The 18,863-nt window shown below is 68.6% G+C and carries 15 protein-coding genes and 1 pseudogene; 8 read left to right on the forward strand and 8 right to left on the reverse strand.

What is annotated here, in order from left to right:
• Positions 1–274, forward strand: a pseudogene (locus ABDW31_RS03970) (hypothetical protein); the annotation flags it as partial.
• Between the two features lie 360 nt (positions 275–634).
• On the opposite strand, the gene ABDW31_RS03975 reads toward ABDW31_RS03970, so the two are convergent.
• The 6 genes from ABDW31_RS03975 to sdhC form a co-directional block, all read right to left on the reverse strand.
• Positions 635–955 carry a 2Fe-2S iron-sulfur cluster-binding protein gene (locus tag ABDW31_RS03975; RefSeq protein ID WP_184714741.1) on the reverse strand — a complete coding sequence of 107 codons (321 nt, stop codon included), beginning with the start codon at positions 953–955 and terminating at the stop codon, positions 635–637.
• Positions 956–982: 27 nt separating this feature from the next.
• Entirely contained in the window at positions 983–2,221 is a 1,239-nt protein-coding gene (locus ABDW31_RS03980) for an FAD-dependent oxidoreductase (protein WP_184714743.1), read from the reverse strand.
• 145 nt (positions 2,222–2,366) lie between these two features.
• Positions 2,367–3,149 (reverse strand): succinate dehydrogenase iron-sulfur subunit, encoded by a 783-nt coding sequence (locus ABDW31_RS03985; RefSeq protein WP_343698308.1) that lies wholly within the window; start codon positions 3,147–3,149, stop codon positions 2,367–2,369.
• 7 nt (positions 3,150–3,156) lie between these two features.
• Complete coding sequence (gene sdhA / locus ABDW31_RS03990; RefSeq protein ID WP_343698309.1) at positions 3,157–4,944, reverse strand: succinate dehydrogenase flavoprotein subunit; 1,788 nt, start codon at positions 4,942–4,944, stop codon at positions 3,157–3,159.
• A 1-nt stretch (position 4,945) separates the two neighbouring features.
• The gene (sdhD, locus tag ABDW31_RS03995; RefSeq protein WP_343698434.1) at positions 4,946–5,398 is read right to left on the reverse strand and encodes a succinate dehydrogenase, hydrophobic membrane anchor protein; all 453 of its coding nucleotides are present in this window, start codon (positions 5,396–5,398) and stop codon (positions 4,946–4,948) included.
• Complete coding sequence (gene sdhC / locus ABDW31_RS04000) at positions 5,365–5,772, reverse strand: succinate dehydrogenase, cytochrome b556 subunit (protein ID WP_343698310.1); 408 nt, start codon at positions 5,770–5,772, stop codon at positions 5,365–5,367. Before sdhC ends, sdhD begins: the two co-directional genes overlap by 34 nt.
• A 180-nt stretch (positions 5,773–5,952) precedes the next feature.
• On the opposite strand from sdhC, the gene ABDW31_RS04005 reads away from it, so the two are divergent.
• Positions 5,953–7,395: an HWE histidine kinase domain-containing protein gene (locus ABDW31_RS04005; RefSeq protein WP_343698311.1), complete on the forward strand. Its 1,443-nt coding sequence runs from the start codon at positions 5,953–5,955 to the stop codon at positions 7,393–7,395.
• On the opposite strand, the gene ABDW31_RS04010 is transcribed toward ABDW31_RS04005, so the two are convergent.
• Both ABDW31_RS04010 and zapE read right to left on the reverse strand, forming a co-directional pair.
• On the reverse strand, positions 7,392–7,976 hold the full coding sequence (locus ABDW31_RS04010) for an NUDIX domain-containing protein (protein WP_184714753.1): 585 nt from the start codon (positions 7,974–7,976) through the stop codon (positions 7,392–7,394). The genes ABDW31_RS04005 and ABDW31_RS04010 overlap by 4 nt on opposite strands.
• Positions 7,977–7,987: 11 nt before the next feature.
• Positions 7,988–9,106, reverse strand: coding sequence for a cell division protein ZapE (gene zapE, locus ABDW31_RS04015; protein WP_184714755.1), 1,119 nt, complete (start codon positions 9,104–9,106; stop codon positions 7,988–7,990).
• A 94-nt stretch (positions 9,107–9,200) separates the two neighbouring features.
• Between zapE and ABDW31_RS04020 the strand changes: the two genes are divergently transcribed.
• From ABDW31_RS04020 to addA, 6 genes are read left to right on the forward strand one after another with little or no spacing between them, the layout of a single operon-like run.
• Entirely contained in the window at positions 9,201–10,076 is an 876-nt protein-coding gene (locus tag ABDW31_RS04020) for a 1-acyl-sn-glycerol-3-phosphate acyltransferase (protein WP_343698312.1), read from the forward strand.
• Positions 10,073–10,519 carry a tRNA (adenosine(37)-N6)-threonylcarbamoyltransferase complex ATPase subunit type 1 TsaE gene (gene tsaE, locus ABDW31_RS04025; RefSeq protein WP_184714759.1) on the forward strand — a complete coding sequence of 149 codons (447 nt, stop codon included), beginning with the start codon at positions 10,073–10,075 and terminating at the stop codon, positions 10,517–10,519. Before ABDW31_RS04020 ends, tsaE begins: the two co-directional genes overlap by 4 nt.
• Positions 10,491–11,594: an N-acetylmuramate/N-acetylglucosamine kinase AmgK gene (gene amgK, locus ABDW31_RS04030; RefSeq protein WP_184723486.1), complete on the forward strand. Its 1,104-nt coding sequence runs from the start codon at positions 10,491–10,493 to the stop codon at positions 11,592–11,594. Before tsaE ends, amgK begins: the two co-directional genes overlap by 29 nt.
• Positions 11,591–12,307 carry an N-acetylmuramate alpha-1-phosphate uridylyltransferase MurU gene (murU, locus tag ABDW31_RS04035; RefSeq protein ID WP_343698313.1) on the forward strand — a complete coding sequence of 239 codons (717 nt, stop codon included), beginning with the start codon at positions 11,591–11,593 and terminating at the stop codon, positions 12,305–12,307. The genes amgK and murU overlap by 4 nt, the downstream gene beginning before the upstream one ends.
• The gene (gene addB / locus ABDW31_RS04040) at positions 12,304–15,291 is read left to right on the forward strand and encodes a double-strand break repair protein AddB (protein WP_343698314.1); all 2,988 of its coding nucleotides are present in this window, start codon (positions 12,304–12,306) and stop codon (positions 15,289–15,291) included. The genes murU and addB overlap by 4 nt, the downstream gene beginning before the upstream one ends.
• Complete coding sequence (addA, locus tag ABDW31_RS04045; protein WP_343698315.1) at positions 15,288–18,758, forward strand: double-strand break repair helicase AddA; 3,471 nt, start codon at positions 15,288–15,290, stop codon at positions 18,756–18,758. Before addB ends, addA begins: the two co-directional genes overlap by 4 nt.
• The last annotated feature ends 105 nt before the right edge of the window (positions 18,759–18,863 follow it).

Below are 18,863 nucleotides of genomic sequence, written 5' to 3' on the forward strand. Positions count from 1 at the left end.
GTTTCTCTTTCCAAATCAACAATGTCAAAGACCCGAACCGCTTCTCAGCGGAGCCACTCGTTTAGCGCCCGGTGTCGGCGGAGGCGGCTATCTATCCAACCTCGAATTCCGTGTCAAATCGTTTTTTTCAAAACTTTCTGACCCAACCAACGAAACCCAAAAACCGGATCCGCCAGAGCCGGCAGCTTCTAAAGAAACCACCAAAACCAGTCAAGCAATTGTTTCGAAGAAAGTTCGAAGTGATTACCTGGCCAGTCAGCAATCCCGCCGCTGAATTCTTGCGAACTCTTGGCTGAAATGCTTCGGAGCGGCGCTTCTAAAGAGGAGCCATTCCGAAATCAACCGTCTCTTTTCGTTATTTTCAGATCCCGGAGACCGGGGTCAGAAAGACAACAAAAGGATCCCCAGGGCTGCCGAAGCCGCCCTTGCGGATCCATCATCGAGTCGATTGGAGCGCGGTTTCTAACGAAGCGTCTGAACCGATGCAACACCCTTTGAAGGGGCCGCGTCGTCCGGTCGCGATGTCTTCCGTGCGAGGCGGTGATCTAGTCCCACCCCTGACGAATGGCAACCCCTTCGCGACGATATAACGACGCTCTTTTGAAGGGGCTGCGACCTCGTCCTTGGCGACGGCTTAGTGCTGGCTTTCCGGCAGCCGCACGACCAGGCCGTCCAAGGCGTCGCTGACCTTGATCTGACACGACAGGCGGCTGTTAGGCTCGACGTTCTCGGCGAAATCCAGCATCGACTCTTCCATGGCCGACTTGTCGCCGGTCTTCGAGAGCCAGGCGTCGTCGACATAGACGTGGCAGGTCGCGCAAGCGCAGGCCCCGCCGCAGTCGGCGTCGATGCCCGGCACGTTGTTCTTCACCGCGCCTTCCATGACCGTCAGGCCCGGCTTCACGTCCAGGACGTGTTCGGCGCCGTCGTGTTCGATGTAGGTGATCTTGGCCATGCGTCTCTCTTATCCCCTTGGGCGGCCTTAAGCCGCCACTTCCTTCATGGACACCGTGAGATCGGCGAGCTTGTCGGCGCTTACCGGTGTGCGTTTGGCGATCAACAGCTTGCCGGCCATGAACTCGGGCGGCGCATTGACCGCCTCGACGGCCTGGATCAGGTCGCCCTTCATATGGAAGACCGCGAACTTGGCGGCGGCGACGTCGCCACGCACCACCTGGCGGTCGGCCTCGAACGGCAGGCCGGCGATCTGCAGCTTCAGATCATACTGGTCGGACCAGAACCACGGCACCTCGGGCGCCGGACCTGGGCGGCCCATGATCGCGGAGGCGGCCTGCTTGGCCTGCTCCAGCGCATTGGGCACGCTCTCAAGGCGGAACTGGCGCTCATAGAGCGGCAGCGGACGATGAGTGACGTCGCCGATTGCGAAGATCGATGGATCCTCGGTGCGCGCCTCCAGGTCGACGACCACGCCATTGGTCGTGGCCAGACCCGCGTCCTGGGCCAGCTCGTCATTGGCGATGGCCCCGACACCGACCAGGGCGACGTCGCAGGCGATCACGCGGCCGTCGGTGAACTTCACGCCGGTGACGTGACCGTTCTCGCCCTCGAAGCCCGCCACGCCGGCGTTCAGCTCGAAGCCGACGCCGCGCTGGCCGTGATAATCCTGGAAGAAGGTCGACAGGGCGTCGCAGGCCACCCGGGCCAAGACCCGGCTCTCGCGCTCGACGACCAGAGCCTCGGCGCCGAGCGCCCGGGCCGAGGCCGCGGCTTCCAGGCCGACATAGCCGCCGCCGATGACGGCCAGGCGCTTGCCCGGACCGAGCGCGTGCTTCAGCAGCTCGGCGTCGGCCGCCGTGCGGAGAGAGAGCACGCCGGCCAGGTCCGAACCCGGGATCGGTAGGGCGCGGGCGCGGGCGCCAGTGGCCAGGATGAGGAAGTCGTAGGGAATGACCTCGCCCGAAGCGAGCGTCACGGTCTTCTCGGAGCGGTTGATCCGCTGGGCCACACCCTCGAGGCGCAGCATGACGTTGTTCTCGGCGTACCACTCGGAAGGCTTCAGCGAGAGCGAGTCGGCGTCGGCCTCGCCCTTCAGCCAGGCCTTGGACAGCGGCGGGCGCTGATAGGGCAGCAGAGGCTCGTCGCCGATCAGGACGATACGGCCCTCGTGACCGTACTGCCGCAGGAACGCCGCGGCCGAGCCGCCGGCATGACCCGCGCCGACGATGACGACGCACGCGTTCTGATGACTGTCAGCGCTCAATGACGCCCTCCCTTTCGTCAAAAATGACGCCGGCGTCACCTATTGGCAAGCACCTTCGAAACCAGGCGGCATAGATAGACAGAAAAACGGCGGCCGAAACCCTGTCTCGGCCGCCGCTTTCATAAGCAGAGAAACTGCGAGCCCGTCAGACGACGCGCTCGACCATCATCTTTTTGATCTCGGCGATGGCCTTGGCCGGGTTCAGACCCTTCGGGCAGACCTGGGCGCAGTTCATGATCGTGTGGCAGCGATATAGCTTGAAGGGATCTTCGAGCTGGTCGAGGCGGTCGCCGGTCGCTTCGTCGCGGCTGTCGATCAGCCAGCGATAGGCGTGCAGCAGGGCCGCCGGGCCCAGATACTTGTCGCCGTTCCACCAGTAGCTAGGGCACGAGGTCGAGCAGCAGGCGCACAGGATGCACTCGTACAGACCGTCGAGCTTTTCACGGTCCTGCGGGGACTGTTTCCACTCGGTCTGCGGCTCGGGCGTGTCGGTGTGCAGCCACGGCTCGATCGAGGCGTACTGCGCGTAGAACAGCGTCAGGTCCGGGATCAGGTCCTTGACCACCGGCATGTGCGGCAGCGGGGCGATCTGCACGGCCTTGCCTGGGACTTCGGCCCAGCCATGGGTGCAGGCCAGGGTGTTGCGGCCGCCGATGTTCATCGAGCACGAGCCGCAGACGCCTTCCCGGCACGACCGGCGGAAGGCCAGGGTCGGGTCGATGCTGTTCTTGATGTACAGCAGCGCGTCCAGCACCATAGGGCCCACGGCGTCCATATCGACGTCGTAGGTGTCCCAGCGCGGATTGCCGCCCGATTCCGGATCGTAACGGTAGATCTTGAAGGTCTTGACCTTCTTGGCGCCCGCAGGGGCCGGCCAATGCTTGCCCGACTTGACCTGCGAGTTCTTGGGGAGTGCGAGTTCGACCATCGTACCCTCAGTAGACCCGTGCTTTAGGCGGGATGTAGGCGATGTCGTCGGACATCGTGTAGCTGTGCACCGGACGGTAATCGATCTTCACCTTGCCGGACTCCATGTCGAGCCAGGCCAGGGTGTGCTTCATCCATTCGGTGTCGTTGCGATCCGAGAAGTCCTCGCGGGCGTGGGCGCCGCGGCTTTCGGTGCGGTTGGCCGCGCCGTTCACCGTCACGACGGCCTGACCGATCAGGTTGTCGAACTCCAGGGTCTCCATCAGGTCGGTGTTCCACACCAGACCACGATCGCTGACCTTGAGATCGCTCTTCTTTTCCCAGACCTTGGCCAGACGCTCGACGCCGCTGTCCAGGCTTTCGCCGGTGCGGAACACCGCGGCGTCTTCCTGCATGGCCTTCTGCATTTCGAGGCGCAGGTCGGCGGTCGGGGTCGAGCCCGAAGCGTTGCGGAACTTGTCGAAGCGCGCCAGGTGGGCGTCGGTCTGCGAGGCCTTCAGCTCCGGCTGGGTCGCGCCCGGCTTGATGATCTCGGCGCAGCGCAGGCCGGCGGCCCGGCCGAAGACCACGAGGTCGATCAGCGAGTTGGAGCCCAGGCGGTTGGCGCCGTGCACCGAGACGCAGGCGGCTTCGCCCACGGCCATCAGGCCCGGAATCACCTGGTCGGGGTTGTCGCCCGACTTGGTGACGACTTCGCCGTGATAGTTCGTCGGGATGCCGCCCATGTTGTAGTGGACGGTCGGCAGCACCGGGATCGGCGCCTTGGTGACGTCGACGCCCGAGAACACCTTGGCGGTTTCCGAGATGCCCGGCAGACGCTGGTGCAGGATCTTCGGGTCCAGGTGGTCCAGGTGCAGGAAGATGTGGTCCTTGTTGGGACCCACGCCGCGGCCTTCGCGGATCTCGATGGTCATCGCGCGGCTGACCATGTCGCGGGGCGCCAGGTCCTTAACCGACGGAGCATAGCGCTCCATGAAGCGCTCGCCTTCCGAGTTGGTCAGGTAGCCGCCTTCGCCGCGGGCGCCTTCCGTGATCAGGCAGCCGGCGCCGTAGATGCCGGTGGGGTGGAACTGCACGAATTCCATGTCCTGCAGCGGCAGGCCGGCGCGCAGCGCCATGGCGTTGCCGTCGCCCGTGCAGGTGTGGGCCGAGGTGGCCGAGAAGTAGGCGCGGCCGTAACCGCCCGTCGCCAGGACCACCATCTGGGCCTGGAAGCGGTGCAGGGTGCCGTCGTCGAGCTTCCACGCGGTCACGCCGCGGCAGACGCCATCTTCCATGATCAGGTCGAGGGCGAAGTACTCGATGAAGAACTCGGTGTCGTGGGCCAGCGACTGGCCGTACATCGTGTGCAGCATGGCGTGACCGGTACGGTCGGCCGCCGCGCAGGTGCGCTGGATCGGGCCTTCGCCGTAGTTCTTGGTCATGCCGCCAAAGGCGCGCTGATAGATCTTGCCGTCCTCGGTGCGCGAGAAAGGCACGCCCCAGTGCTCGAGCTCATAGACGGCGGCCGGCGCGTTGCGCGTCAGATATTCGATGGCGTCCTGGTCGCCCAGCCAGTCCGAACCCTTGACGGTGTCGAACATGTGCCAGCGCCAGTCGTCCTGGCCCATGTTGCCCAGCGAGGCCGAGATGCCGCCCTGTGCGGCCACGGTGTGGCTGCGGGTCGGGAACACCTTGGTGATGCAGGCGGTCTTGAGGCCGGCTTGCGCGGCGCCCAGCGCGGCGCGGAGGCCCGAACCGCCGGCGCCGACGACGACGACGTCGAACTTGTGGTCGATGAACTTGTAGGCCGACATACTAGGCTCCGGTCACGGTCAGGGCGACCTTGAGGATCGAGAAGATCCCCACGGCGCCGGCGGCCACGCAGACGAAAAGATTGCCGATCACCAGGGCCGACTTGCCGGCGAAGCCGTGGATGTAGTCCTCGATCACCACCTGGACCGCAGCCTGCAGGTGAATGAGGGCCGAAACCAGCAGCAGGCCCAGCAGCACGGCGTTCAGCGGCTGACCGATCCAGGTCGCGACCGTGTGCTGATCGGCGCCGATCATCTTCAGGGCGGCGAACACGCCCCAGATGCTCAGCGGCGCCAGCGCCAGGCCCGAGACGCGCTCGGTGATGAAGTGGCCCACGCCGTGACGCGAGGCGCCCATGCCGCGGGCGCGCGACAGCGGGGTGCGGAACTGGATGGGCTGGAAGAGCTCGTTCTTGCTCATGATCAGAACGCTCCGTTCGCGCCGGCGATGACCCAGGTGACGATCGTCGCCACGACGGCGAAAGCAATCGACATGGCGCCGGTCATGTCGGCGATGCGCGGGGCGAAGCCCTTGCCGATATCCCAGAAGGTCTGGCGGACAGTGTAGGCGATCAGGAAGAAGACCGCGAAGGTCTCACCCAGCAGGACGAGCTTGCCGATCGGCGAGCCCAGGATGCTAAGGAAGCCGGCATAGGCGTCCGGCCCCGAGGCCAGGGCGGCGGCCCAGGCGGCCAGGATCACGGCGCCGACCCACAGGGCGACGACGCAGCCACGGTGCAGGATCGAGCAGGCCATCGTGATGTGCCAGCGCCACACCGTCAGGTGCGGAGACATCGGGCGCTCAGGCAGCCCCCGGCTCGTGTCGGTCATGAAAGGTCCAACCTCGGTAGCCTTTGTGCGTTGCGGGACGCTTTTAAGCGCGAAGGCTTGGGTGTCAATTAAACGGCGCCATGTTGAGAAACGTTCGCACATCCCGTTCCGGGGACAGATCGGAACAATGCCGGCCAAGGTTGCGTTACGGTCCGTCGCTTTAGGGGAAGCACGTTCAGGATGAACGGTCCGATCGATTTCAAGGCGGTGTTCGACCGAATACCCACGCCTTACATGATGATGGACCACGACCTCTTCATCGTGGAGATGAACCAGGCCTATCTGGATGTCACCGGACGCTCGCGCGAAGAGATGGTCGGACGCTACGTGTTCGAGGCCTTCCCGGCGGAAGGCGAGAGCCGCCGCCTTCTGGAAGAGTCCATTCTTCGCACCCGCGACACGGGCGAGACGGACGTCATCGCCGTACTGCACTACGCCATTCCCCGCGCCGAGAGCGTCGGCGGCGGTTTCGACGATCGTTATTGGAGCTGCACCCACACCTGGGTAGCCGGTGAGGCCGGCGGCTTCGTACTGCAGAACACCCAGGACATCACGGACCTCAAACGCCTGAAAGACGCCGCCTTCCGGCCGGAGGCGACGCCGACCACCGCCATGCTGGGCGACAGCGTGCTGCGCCGGGTCGAGACCCTTCAGTCCCAAAGCGTGCAGATCCGCCGCCTGTTCATGCGCGCGCCCAGCTTCGTGGCCGTCTTGCGCGGCCCCGATTACGTCTTCGACTTCGCCAACGACTCCTATCTACGGCTGATCGGCCGCCGAGACATCATCGGCCAGCCGCTGGACGCGGCCATGCCGGAAATCCGCGAGCAGGGCTTCATCACCTTGCTCGACGAGGTCTGTCGCACCCGCGAGCCGTTCCTGGGCCGCGAGATGCCGGTGATGCTAGCGCGCGAGCCGGGCGGGATCTTGGAGGAGCGCTTCCTCGACTTCATCTATCAGCCGATGATCGACGCTGACGGCTCGGTCTCGGGGGTGTTCGTCGAAGGCACCGACATGACCGACCGCGTGCTGGCCAACCAGCGCCAGCGCCTGCTGCTGGACGAGCTGAACCACCGCGTGAAGAACACCCTGGCCACGGTCCAGGCCATCGCCCAGCAGACCCTGCGCGGCGCCAAGACCGCCGAGAGCTTCGCCGAGGCTTTCCAGTCGCGCCTGTTGGCGCTGTCGCACACTCATAACGCTCTGACCGACAGCCAGTGGGCCGGGGCCGGCCTGCGCCAAATCCTGGAACAAGAGCTGGGTCCCTATGGCCCCGAACGCATTCGGCTGGACGGACCCGACGTCCATTTGCCGGCGCGACTGGCCCTGTCCTTGGGCCTGGTCTTTCACGAACTGGCCACCAACGCCGCCAAGTATGGCGCGCTGTCGACCGGCGGCGGCCGCCTGCTGCTGAGCTGGTCGTTGCTGGGCGATGGCGACGCCCTGGAGTTCGGCTGGCGCGAGACTGGCGGACCGGCGGCCACTGCGCCCCTGCGGCGCGGCTTCGGTTCGCGCCTGATCGAACGCAGCATCACCGGCGAGCTGCGCGGCCGCTTCGAGGCGGACTACGCCGAAGGCGGACTGACCGTCCGCTTTGAGACACCGCTAGCCCGCGACTTCGCCTAGGCGCGGAACACCGTCAGGGCCAAGTGCTGCAGCAGCATGATGGTCTTGGCGTCGCGGATGCGGCCGTCGGCGATCATGGCCAGAGCCTCGTCGATCGACGGCTCTAGCACCTCGATATCCTCGCCCTCGTCGGGATGACCACCGCCCTCGCCGATCCGCATCGAGGCGTCGTACTCGGCCACGAAGAAGTGCAGGATCTCGGTCACCGAGCCCGGGCTCATGAAGGCCTCGAACACCTTGCGGACCTCACCCAGGCGATAGCCAAGTTCCTCCTCGACCTCGGCGCGGATACGCACTTCCGGCTCGGCGTCGTCCAGCAGGCCGGCGGCCGCCTCGATCAGCAGGTCGTCATGGCCGTTGACGAAGGCCGGATAGCGGAACTGCTTCACCAACAGCACCGTCCGGTTCGCGAGATTGTAGGGCAGCAGCACCGCCCCGTTGCCGCGGTCGTAGTGCTCGCGGTTCTGGGTCTGCCAGGTCCCGTCGCGGCGCTTCCAGTCGAAGCGCGTCGTCTTCAGGACGTACCAGTTGTCGGAGAGCAGCTTGGTCTCCTGGACGCGAACCCGATCCTTCACCGACATCTCTGTCTCTCCTAGTCGCGGACCCGCGCCACATAGTCGGCCGAACGCATTTCCTGCAGGCGCGACACGGTGCGCTCGAACTCGAACGCGCCATCGCCGGCCGGATACAGCAGCTCCGGTTCGGCTTCCGCCAGCGCCACCAGCTTCACGTCGGCCTCGTACAGGGCGTCGATCAGGGTGTTGAAGCGCTTGGCCGCGTCGCGCCGCTCGGGCGTCAGGTTCGGCACGTCTTCCAGGAACAGCGTGTGGAAGCGCTCGGCGATGGCCAGGTAGTCCTGCGGGCCCAGCGCCTGCTGGCACAGGCTGGCGAAGGACGAGCGCAGCAGGCCACCGGCGGCGCGCGGCAGGCGCATCTTCCGGCCCAACACCTCCAGCGTCGCGCCGGTCTCGGCCGCACCGTCCAGCATGTCGGCCCAAAGGCGCTCGAACTCGGCCTGGGTCGCCGTGTCGTTCGGCGCCAGCCAGGTGCGGGCCGCGCGCAAGCGGTCCAGCCGGAAGTCGACCGGTCCCCGGATGGCGACGACATCCATGGCCGACTTCAGCATGTCGATGAACGGCAGGAAGAGCTGGCGGTTGAGACCGTCCTTATAGAGATCCTCAGGCGGCCGGTTCGAGGTGACGACTAGCGTCACGCCGCGCGCGAACAGGGCGTCGAACAGCCGCCCCAGGATCATGGCGTCGGCGATGTCGGTGACCTGAAGCTCGTCGAAGCATAGCAGGCGCGCATCCTGGGCGATCCGCTCGGCGGTCGGCACGACGGGATCATCGCCCTTGTGCTGGCCGAAGCGGGCCTTGCGGGCCGCCGCGTCGCCCTTGCGCCAGGCGTCGATGTCGGCGTGGACCTCGGCCATGAAGGCGTGGAAGTGGATGCGCCGCTTCCTCGCCACGGGTGCGCTGTCGAAGAACAGGTCCATCAGCATGGACTTGCCGCGTCCGACCGGACCCCAGATGTAGATCCCGCGCTGGCTCTTGGGCTTGCGTCCGAACAGCGAGAAGCCGGGCTCCCCGGCGTTGTCCAGGTCGGTCTCCAGCCGCGACAGGGTTTCGACGGCTGCGGCCTGAGCCGCGTCGGGCCTGATCTCGCCTTGGGCCAGGCGCTCGCGATAGGCGGTGCGTAGGGAAGTCGGCATCCGGTGCGGTTATCGCGTGAGGGCCGGCATTGGAAGCCCGAACCGACCCGCTCCGTCTGCTGACAGAACGGTCCGACGCGCTTAAGCTCCCTTCATGGTTCATGTTCCGGCCGTCGGGGTGGTCGGCGCGAAAGTGGCCGCCTCGCCCCACATCATCGACACCCTGATCGCCGAGCGCGCGCCGCGGCTGACGGCGTCGGCGGTCTGGCCGCTGGTCCGGCCGGGGCTCTACAAGCTGCTGGACTACAGGAAGGCCCGGCGGATGGCCGAGACCATCTGCCAGCTGGGCGGCCGGGCCGCGCTGGATCACGTGTCCGAGCTGCTGGCCCTGAAGGTCGAGGTGTCGGGTCTGGAGAACCTGCCGGCGAACGGTCGCGTGATTATCGTCTCCAACCACCCCACCGGCATCGGCGATGGGGTGGCGGTCTATGACGCCATCAAGGCCCGGCGGCCGGACGTGGTCTTCTACGCCAATGCCGACGCCCACCGGGTGTGCCGCCGCTTCGACGAGGTGCTGATCCCGGTCGAATGGGTCGAGGAAAAGCGCAGCCGCGAGCGCATGCGCCTGACTCTCACCATGACCCGCGAGGCGATGGAGGCCGAGCGCGCCCTGATGATCTTCCCGGCCGGCCGCCTGGCGGTGAAGGACGCCGAGGGCCAACTGCGCGACCCGCCCTGGATGACCTCGGCCGTGTCGATCGCCCGCAAGTACGCAGCCCCGATCGTCCCGATCCACCTGACCGGCCCATGGTCGACCCTGTTCCATCTGTTCGATGGCCGCTGGCAGGAGCTGCGCGACATCACCCTGTTCCACGAGCTGCTGAACAAGAAGGGCCGGGAATTCTCGCTGATCGTCGGCGAGCCGATCGACGCCGAGGCCTTGCCGCACGATGCTGGGGAAGCCACGGAGACCCTGAAGCGCTATGTGGAGCGCGTGTTGCCCGCTGATCCGACGAGCCGCCTGACGTGACTGAAATTCTCCTCGCCGACGAGGCCGCGACCCAAGGCCTGGGCCGCAAGCTGGCCGCGTCCCTCAAGCCGGGCGACGCCCTGTGCCTGACCGGGCCGCTGGGGGCCGGCAAGTCGACCCTGGCCCGCGCCCTGATCCGCGCCCTGACCACGCCGGACGAGGAAGTGCCCAGCCCGACCTTCACGCTCGTCCAGTTCTACGAGACCGCCGCCTTCCCCCTGGCCCATTTCGATCTCTACCGCCTGTCGGACCCCGACGAGGCCTATGAGATCGGCCTGGACGAGGCCCTGGACGAGGGCGTGGCGCTGATCGAATGGCCGCAACGGCTGGAAGGGCGTTTGCCGGCGAATCGGCTCGATATAGACATCGCTCTCGACGGCGACGCACGGCGCGCCGTCATCGTGACGCACGGCGATTTCGAAGGACGTTCCCTTGAGTTCTGAGCGTGAGACGGCCAAGGCCGCGTTCCTGGAAGCCCGCGGCTTCGGCGACGTCCGCCGCGAGAGCCTGGGCGGCGACGCCTCGACGCGGTCGTACGAGCGCCTGCACCGGGGCGACGACAGCTTCATCTTCATGGACCAGCCGCCGTCGGTCGAGACCGCGCCTTGCCCGCCGGACGCCTCGCCTGAACAACGCGCCGCCCTCGGCTACAACGCCCTGGCCCGCCTGGCCGCCGGCCGCGTGGACGCCTTCGTCGCCTGCGCCGGCTGGCTGAACGCCCAGGGCCTCTCCGCGCCCAAGGTGCTGGCCGCTGACGCCGCGATAGGCCTGGCCGTGCTGGAGGACCTGGGCGACGACCTTTACGCTCGCCTGATCGAGACCGGGACCGACGAGGCCGCGCTGTACGACGCCGCCATCGACGGCCTGCTGGCGATCCACGCCGCGCCCGCGCCAGACCTGCTAGACTATGACGGCTCGACCTGGCCGCTGCTGACCTATGACGACCTGGCCCTGAAGACCGCCCACGACATCTTCGTCGAGTGGCAGCCGCAGTTCCGCGACATCACCTTCGACGACGCGGCGATCGCCAAATGGGAAGCAATCTGGGCGCCGATCCGCAAGCACGGCGAGGCCGGCGCGACCGTCTTCTGCCATCGCGACTATCACGCCGAGAACCTCATTTGGCTGCCGCAACGCGACGGCGCGAAACGGGTGGGCATGCTGGACTTCCAGGACGCAGTCCGGGCCCATCCGGCCTGGGACCTGTCGATGCTGCTGCACGACGCCCGCCGCACCGTCTCGCCTGAGCGTGAAGCCGCCTGCCTCGACCGCTACCTGGCCGCTCGCCCTGACCTCGATCGCACCGCCTTCCTGGCCGACTATCACGCGCTGGGCGCGCTCAACATCATCCGGATCCTGGGCATCTTCGCCCGTCTGGTGACCCGCGACGGCAAGCCCCGCTACGCCGACTTCATCCCGCGCCTGTGGGTCTATCTGAACGTCTGCTTCGCCGATCCGGCCCTGGCCGACCTGAAGGCGTGGTTCGACCGCTACGTGCCCGTGGAGACCCGCCGATGAGCGCACCTAAGATCGCCATGGTGCTGGCGGCCGGTCTCGGCACCCGCATGCGGCCGCTGACCAACGACCGGCCCAAGGCCCTGGTCGAGGTCGCCGGCAAGGCGTTGATCGACCACATGCTGGACCGCCTGGCCGCCGCCGGCGTCGAGACGGCTGTGGTCAATGTCCACGCCTTCGCCGATCGGTTGGAAGCGCATCTGAAAGCCCGCACCACGGCCCCCAAGATCGTCATCTCCGACGAGCGCCCCGAAGCGCTGGAGACCGGCGGCGGCTTGAAGCAGGCCCTGCCCCTGCTGGGCGATGGCCCGGTCTGGGTCGCCAACATCGATTCCGTCTGGATCGAAGACGGCGTTCCCGCCCTCGACGCCATGGTCGCCGCCTGGGATCCGAGCCGCATGGAAGTCCTGCTGATGCTGGCTCCGACCGCGACCTCGCTAGGCTTCCACGACAGCGGCGATGTCTTCCTGGAAGACGAGGGTTCGGTGCGGTTCAAGGCCGCCGGCGAGACCGGGCCTCTGGTCTATGTCGGGGTCCACATCTGCGATCCGGCCATCGTCCGGGACGGTCCCGAAGGTCCGTTCTCGCTGACCCCGCTGTGGAAGACCCTGGCCGCCGACGGCCGCGTCCACGGCGTCACGCCCGACGGCCTCTGGATGCACGTCGGCGACCCGGTCACCCGCGACAAGGCCGAGGCGAGGCTGGCGACGGCATGACCGGACCGGCCCCCTTCTTCGAAAGACCGGGGCCGCGCTGGTTCTCGATCGCCGCCCACCGGCCATTCGTCGACGAGCTGGCGCGCGGCCTGCTCAACGCCCTGGAGCCGCTGGGCCCCGAGGCCCTGCCCCGCGCCACCGTCCTGACACCGACCCGGCGCGGCGCCCGAGCCCTGGCCGACGCCTTCCTTGCGGTCGGCGGTGGGCGGGCGCTGCTGCTGCCCCAGATCCGGCCGCTGGGCGACCTGGACGAAGGCGAGCCGCCGTTTGAACCCGGTGAACTGTCCATCGACCTGCCGCCGGCCATTTCCTCGCGCCGCCGCCGGTTCGAACTGGCGCGACTGGTCGTCGACCACGGCGACAAGCTGTCGTTCAAGCCCGGCCCGGTCCAGGCCCTAGAGCTGGCCAAGGCGCTGTCGGACTTCCTGGACAGCTGCCAAATCGAGGAGATCCCGTTCCACGACAAGCTGGACGGTTTGGCCGAGGGCGACCTGGCCCAGCACTGGCAGGTCTCGGCCAAGTTCCTGAAAGCGGTGCTGACCGCCTGGCCGGAGCGGCTGACGCATCTGGGCCTGATCGACGTCTCCGAGCGCCGCGTACGCCTGCTGCGCGCCCTGGAGAAGCAGTGGAAGAACGATCCGCCGACGGAGGTGCTCGTCGCCGCCGGCTCGACCGGCACCGCGCCCGCCACCGCCGACCTGCTGCGCGTCGTGGCCGCCGCGCCCAAGGGCGCCGTGGTCCTGCCCGGCCTCGACGAAGACCTGGCCGACAGCGCCTGGAGCCAGATCGAGGGCACGCAGGGCGAGCAGCATCCGCAAGGCGCGATGAAGCGCCTTCTGGATAGGGCCGGGGTCTCTCGTTCCGACGTCCGCGCCTGGGTCCCCGACGTCGACAGCCGCGGCCGGTGGCGCCGACGGATCGTCAACGAGGCCCTGCGCCCTGCCGAGGCCACCGCCGACTGGCTGGCCCAGATCGCCGCCCTGCGCGCCGAGGCCAAGGATGTGGACCCCATCGCCGAGGGCCTGACCGGCTTTTCGGTCATCGCCGCCCGCGCCGAGGAAGAGGCCGCCGGCGCCTGCGCCCTGCTGCTGCGTGAGGCGCTGGAGGATCCCGAGCGAACCGCCGCCCTGGTCACCCCCGACCAGACCCTGGCCCGCCGGGTGATGACCCGCCTGCAGCGTTGGGGCGTAATCCCCGACAGCTCGGCCGGCGCGCCGCTGGCCGCCGCCGGCTCGGCGATCCTGGCCCTGCACCTGGCGCGTCTGGTCGAGGATCCGCTCAACCCCGTCCGCCTGCTGGCCTTCGCCAAGCACCCGTTGGTGCTGGGCGAGGACGAGGCCACCGCCGCCGCAATGCTGGAACGCAAGGGCCTGCGCGGCGCCGCGCCGGGTTCCAAGGACGTGCTGCGCGCCCGACTGAAGGACTTCCCCGAGGCCCTGGAGCTGTGCGACCGCGTGCTGGCCGCCGTCGATCACGCCGCCGCGCCCTATACCGACGGCTACGCCCCGCCCTGCCGCGCCGCCCAGGCCTTGGTCGAGGCGCTGGAAGGCCTGATCGCCGTCAACCGCCTGTGGGCCGGCGGCGCGGGCGAAAGCCTGGGCGGGCTGATGGCCGCGCTGATCCAGGACGGCGAGCCCCTGCCCGACGCCTCGCCCCAAGCCTTCGCCGACATTCTCGATCGCCTGGTCAACGAGGAAACCGTTCGCGTCGGCGGCGCCACCCATCCTCGCCTTCGCATCCTGGGCGCCATCGAGGCCCGTCTGGTCCGCGCTGATCGGCTGGTGCTGGCCGGGCTGGAGGAAGGCGTCTGGCCACAGGGTGCGCCGATCGACCCGTTCCTGTCGCGGCCCATGCGTAGCCGGCTGGGCCTGCCGCCGCCCGAGCGCAAGGTCGGCCTGACCGCCCACGACTTCGCCCAGGCCGCCAGCGCGCCCGCCGTGGTGCTGGTCCACTGCGAACGCCGTGGCGGCGCGCCGGCCGTCGAGTCGCGCTGGTTGTGGCGGCTGAAGACCCTGGCCGCCGGCGCGGGCCTGTCCCTGCCCCGCCGCGACGACGTGCTGGACTGGGTCCGCGCCCTGGACGCGCCCGATCCCTACGCCCCCATCGGCCGCCCCGCACCGACGCCGCCGGTCGAGGAGCGTCCGCGCAAGATGGCCGTCACCCGCGTCGAGGCCCTGACCCGCGACCCCTACGCCGTCTGGGCCCGCGACATCCTCAAGCTCTACCCGCTGGAGCGCCCCGACGAGCCCGTCGAGGCCCGGGCGCGCGGCACCGCCATCCACGCCGCCTTCGAAAAGTTCGCCGAGACCTACCCCGACGCCGTGCCGGTCGAGGCCGCCGGCGTGTTCGAGCGCTTCTATATCGACGCCCTGGTCACCGCCGGCATGCCGCCGACCGCCCTGGCCCGCGAAAAGGCCTTGGCTCGCGAGGCCGCCCTGTGGGTCGCCGACTGGGAGCGCGCGCGTCGGACCACGGCCCGCAAGGTGATCGTCGAAGCCGCCGGCGAACTGACGCTCAGCATCAACGGCCGACCCTTCATCCTGACCGCCAAAGCCGACCGCATCGAGCCGACCGCCGACGGGACCGCCCACATCCTCGACTACAAGACCGGCGCCGCCCCGTCGCAGAAGCAGGTCGACACCGGCTTCTCGCCGCAGCTGACCCTGACGGCGGCGATCTTGATGCACGGCGGCTTCCCGGACCTCGGCAAGCCCACGCCGGGCGACCTGACCTATGTCCGCGTCACCGGTCGCAAGCCGGCCGGCGAGGAGCAGGTCCGCGCCCTGGCCGGCGAGGAAAGCAGCGCCGCCGCCAACAAGGCGCTGGAGGGACTCTCCGAGCTAATCCGACGCTATGACAACCCGGAGGAGCCCTATCGTTCACGGGTCGCGCCGCAGTTCGTCAAGGAACACCCCGGCGACTACGCCCACCTGGCGCGGGTGTTCGAATGGTCGACCAGCGGCGATGACGGAGACGGCGAATGAGTGCGCCCGACTATCAACGCATCGCCGCCGATCCGACCATCTCGGCCTTCGTCACCGCCAATGCCGGCTCCGGCAAGACCAAGACGCTGATCGACCGGGTCGCGCGCCTGCTGCTGGCCGGGGTCAAGCCCGAGGCGATACTGTGCGTGACCTACACCAAGGCCGCCGCCGCCGAGATGCAGCGCCGCCTGTTCGAGCGGCTGGGCAAGTGGTCGGTGACCAGCGACGCCGACCTGCGCGCTGAGCTGGTGAAGCTGGTTGGCGAGGCGGAGGCCATCTACGACGCCCGCCGCCTGTCCGAGGCCCGCGCCCTGTTCGCCCAGGCGCTGGAGACGCCCGGCGGCCTGAAGATCCAGACCATCCACGCCTTCTGCGAGAAGCTGCTGCGGCGCTTCCCGCTGGAGGCCGGGGTCTCGCCCGGCTTCACCGTCATGGACGACCAGGCCGGCGCCGCCATCGCCCGCGCCGCGCGCCGCGCCACGGCCCAGTGGGTCGACACGCACGACGACGCGTTCGCCGAGGCCTATGCCCGCTTCTCGGTCGCGCTGGATTTCCAGAGCTTCGAGAACATGTTCGCCGGCTTCGAGGCGCGGCGCGGTCAGATCATGGCCTATGTCGCCAGGAGCGGCAGCCTGTCTGAAGCGATCGCCGACGCCTGGGAACGGTGCGGTTTCGATGCGCCGACCTCCGCCGGAGACCTGGCCGCCCAGGCGATGGCCCGGCTAGACCTCGTCGCCTGGCGGGAGGCCGCCGCCCTGCTGTTCGACGGCGGCGGCAAGGCCGACGCCAAATATGCCGAGGCCCTGGCTGCCGTGGCCCGCGATCCGGACGCAACGCTGGACCTGGCTCTACGCGCCCTCTTCACCGAGGGCGGCGAAGGCACGCCGGCGACCTGGCCGGCCAAGACCTCGGGCCTGAAGAGCCGGCCCGACCTGCGCGACGCACTCGTCTTGGAACAGGCCAAGCTGGAGGCGGCCCGCGAGCGGGTCCGCGCCGCGAAGGTGGCCGAGGACACCGAGGGCGCCCTGCGGCTGGCGGTGCTGTACGTCACCTCGCACCAGATCGAGAAGGACGCCCGTGGGGCGCTCGACTTCACCGACCTGATCGACAAGACCCGGGTGCTGCTGACCGAGAAGGTGGAGGCGGCCTGGGTGCTCTACAAGCTGGACGGCGGCATCGACCACATTCTGCTGGATGAGGCCCAGGACACCGCGCCTGAGCAGTGGGAAATCCTGTCGGCCCTGACCGCCGACTTCTTCGCCGGCGAGACCGCGCCGGGCCGAGGCGGCGAGCGCCGGGCCGAGCGGACCCTGTTCGTGGTCGGCGACGAGAAGCAGTCGATCTATTCATTCCAGGGCGCCGACCCGCAGAGGCTGCTGGTCGAGACCCAGAACTACATCACCCGCATCGCGGCCGTGGGCGCGGTCGGCAAGGGCGTACCGCTGACGGTGTCGTACCGCTCGACCCGCGAGGTGCTGAGTTTCGTCGACGCCCTGTTCTCTGATCCCGATACCCGAGAGGGCGTGCCGCCGCCGGTCGGCCAGGACCTGGTCCGCCACGAGCTGTTCCGCCACGGCCATCCCGGCTGCGTCGACCTGTGGCCCCTGACCCGCGAACTGCCCGGTGAGGAGCGCGAGGCCTGGGAAGCGCCGGTGGACTCCGAGAGCGAGCGCAGCGCCAACCGCCGCCTGGCCGAGGCGATCGCCGCCGAGACGGTCGCGATCCTGCAGCGCGGCGACGCCATCTTCGATAAGGAGATCGGCCGCCATCGCGCCGCCCATGCCGGCGATATCCTGGTGCTAGTCCGTCGCCGCAAGGTGCTGTTCGAGGAGATCATCCGGGCCCTGAAACGGCGCGGCGTGCAGGTGGCCGGGGCCGACCGGCTGTCGCTGTCCAGCCACATCGCCTTCGAGGACCTGCTGGCGCTGGGCCGGTTCATCCTGTTCCCGGACGATGACCTGACCCTGGCGGCCCTGCTGAAGACGCCGTTCTGCGCGCTGACCGACGAGGACGTCTACGCCCTGGCCAAGGGCCGACGCGGCGCGCTGTGGGCTGAGCTGCAACGTCGGTCGGAAGAGCGTCCCGAATGGCTCGCCGCGCGGACCGTGCTGGACTGGGCCCTGACCGAGGGCCGCAAGCGCCAGCCGTTCGAGTTCTTCGCCGGCTGGCTGGGCCTGGCCGACGCCGACGGCCGCTCGCACCGCGCCAAGGTGCTGACTCGCCTGGGCGCCGAGGCCGAGGAGGCTCTGGACGAGTTCCTGGCCCAGGTCATGGAGGCCGAGCAGCGCGGGGTGCGTGACCTCGAGGCCCTAGTCGCAGACTTCGCGGCCCTGGACATCGTCGTGAAGCGCGAGATGGAAGGCGCCCGGCGGGAGGTGCGGGTGATGACCGCCCACGGCTCCAAGGGCCTGGAGGCGCCGATCGTCTTCCTACCAGAGACCACGGTGAAGCGCGGGGCCGGCGGCTCGCCGCTTCTGGCCACGGAGGACGGCGGCCTGCTGTGGGCTTCCAGCGCCAAAGGCGACTGCGAGGCCTCGGCCAAGGCCCGACGCTTGCGCGAGGACAAGGAGAGCCAAGAGGCTCTGCGCCTGCTGTACGTGGCCCTGACCCGGGCGCGGGAGCGGCTGATCCTGTGCGGCCGCATCGACGCCCGGACCAAGGACGACAAGGTCGGCGGCTGGTACGCGTCCGCCCGCGCCGCCTTCGACCATGCCGACATCGCGCCGGACGTTCGGCTGATTGGCGACGAGGAGACCGGTTTCCTGCGCTATGGCCCCGATCCGCTGACCGCGCCGCGCGTCGAGGAGACCGAGCGTGCGACAGCGACCGCGCCCGCCTGGATCAAGGCCGTGGCTGCCCCCGAGCCGGCGGCGGCCCGCTACGCCGCCCCGTCGCGGATCGAGGACAACGCCCGCGTTCCCGCGCCCTCGCCCCTGGCCCGGGTCGCGGGCCTGGGCCGCTATCGCCGCGGCGAGATCGTTCACAAGCTGCTGCAGCTGCTGCCCGATGTCGCGCCCGACCAGCGCCCCGGTGCGGCCCGCCGCCTGCTGGCCAGCGAGCGCGACCTGACGGATGAACAGCGCCAGGAGATGGCCACCGCCGCCTTCGGCGTGCTGGATGACGCGCGCTTCGCCGCCGTGTTCGGTCCCGGCTCGCGGGCCGAGGTCGCTTTGGCCGGGACCAGCGCCTACCTCCCCCAGGGCCTAGCGGTTTCGGGCCGCGTCGACCGGCTGGTGGTCGATGATCGCCGCGTGCTGGTCGTCGACTACAAGACCAATCGCCCTTCGCCCGACGCCATCGAGGACGCCGATCCGGCCTATCTGGCCCAGATGGCGGTCTATGCCGCGGTGCTGCGCGAAGTGTTCCCGGGACGGACCGTGGAGGCGGCCCTAGTCTGGACCGACGGCCCCAAACTGATGCCGGTCCCAGAAAAGGTGATGGAGGCCGCACTCGCCAGACTGGCGTAAGGCCGTTGCCGGACGTTCCTTGTGATCCTACATCTTCTGCAACCGTCCGGAACGAGTCTGGGCGCCCGAACCTTATTCGCGTCCTCCGCGCCGACCGCGTGACGC

The organism is Caulobacter sp. (assembly GCF_039596335.1).
Taxonomy (GTDB): domain Bacteria; phylum Pseudomonadota; class Alphaproteobacteria; order Caulobacterales; family Caulobacteraceae; genus Caulobacter.

Coding starts and splice junctions, on each gene's coding strand:
- ABDW31_RS03975 (WP_184714741.1), bottom strand. CDS start 955: ATGGCCAAGATCACCTACATCGAACACGACGGCGCCGAACACGTCCTG.
- ABDW31_RS03985 (WP_343698308.1), bottom strand. CDS start 3,149: ATGGTCGAACTCGCACTCCCCAAGAACTCGCAGGTCAAGTCGGGCAAG.
- sdhA (WP_343698309.1), bottom strand. CDS start 4,944: ATGTCGGCCTACAAGTTCATCGACCACAAGTTCGACGTCGTCGTCGTC.
- sdhC (WP_343698310.1), bottom strand. CDS start 5,772: ATGACCGACACGAGCCGGGGGCTGCCTGAGCGCCCGATGTCTCCGCAC.
- ABDW31_RS04005 (WP_343698311.1), top strand. CDS start 5,953: ATGAACGGTCCGATCGATTTCAAGGCGGTGTTCGACCGAATACCCACG.
- ABDW31_RS04010 (WP_184714753.1), bottom strand. CDS start 7,976: ATGTCGGTGAAGGATCGGGTTCGCGTCCAGGAGACCAAGCTGCTCTCC.
- zapE (WP_184714755.1), bottom strand. CDS start 9,106: ATGCCGACTTCCCTACGCACCGCCTATCGCGAGCGCCTGGCCCAAGGC.
- ABDW31_RS04020 (WP_343698312.1), top strand. CDS start 9,201: ATGGTTCATGTTCCGGCCGTCGGGGTGGTCGGCGCGAAAGTGGCCGCC.
- murU (WP_343698313.1), top strand. CDS start 11,591: ATGAGCGCACCTAAGATCGCCATGGTGCTGGCGGCCGGTCTCGGCACC.
- addB (WP_343698314.1), top strand. CDS start 12,304: ATGACCGGACCGGCCCCCTTCTTCGAAAGACCGGGGCCGCGCTGGTTC.
- addA (WP_343698315.1), top strand. CDS start 15,288: ATGAGTGCGCCCGACTATCAACGCATCGCCGCCGATCCGACCATCTCG.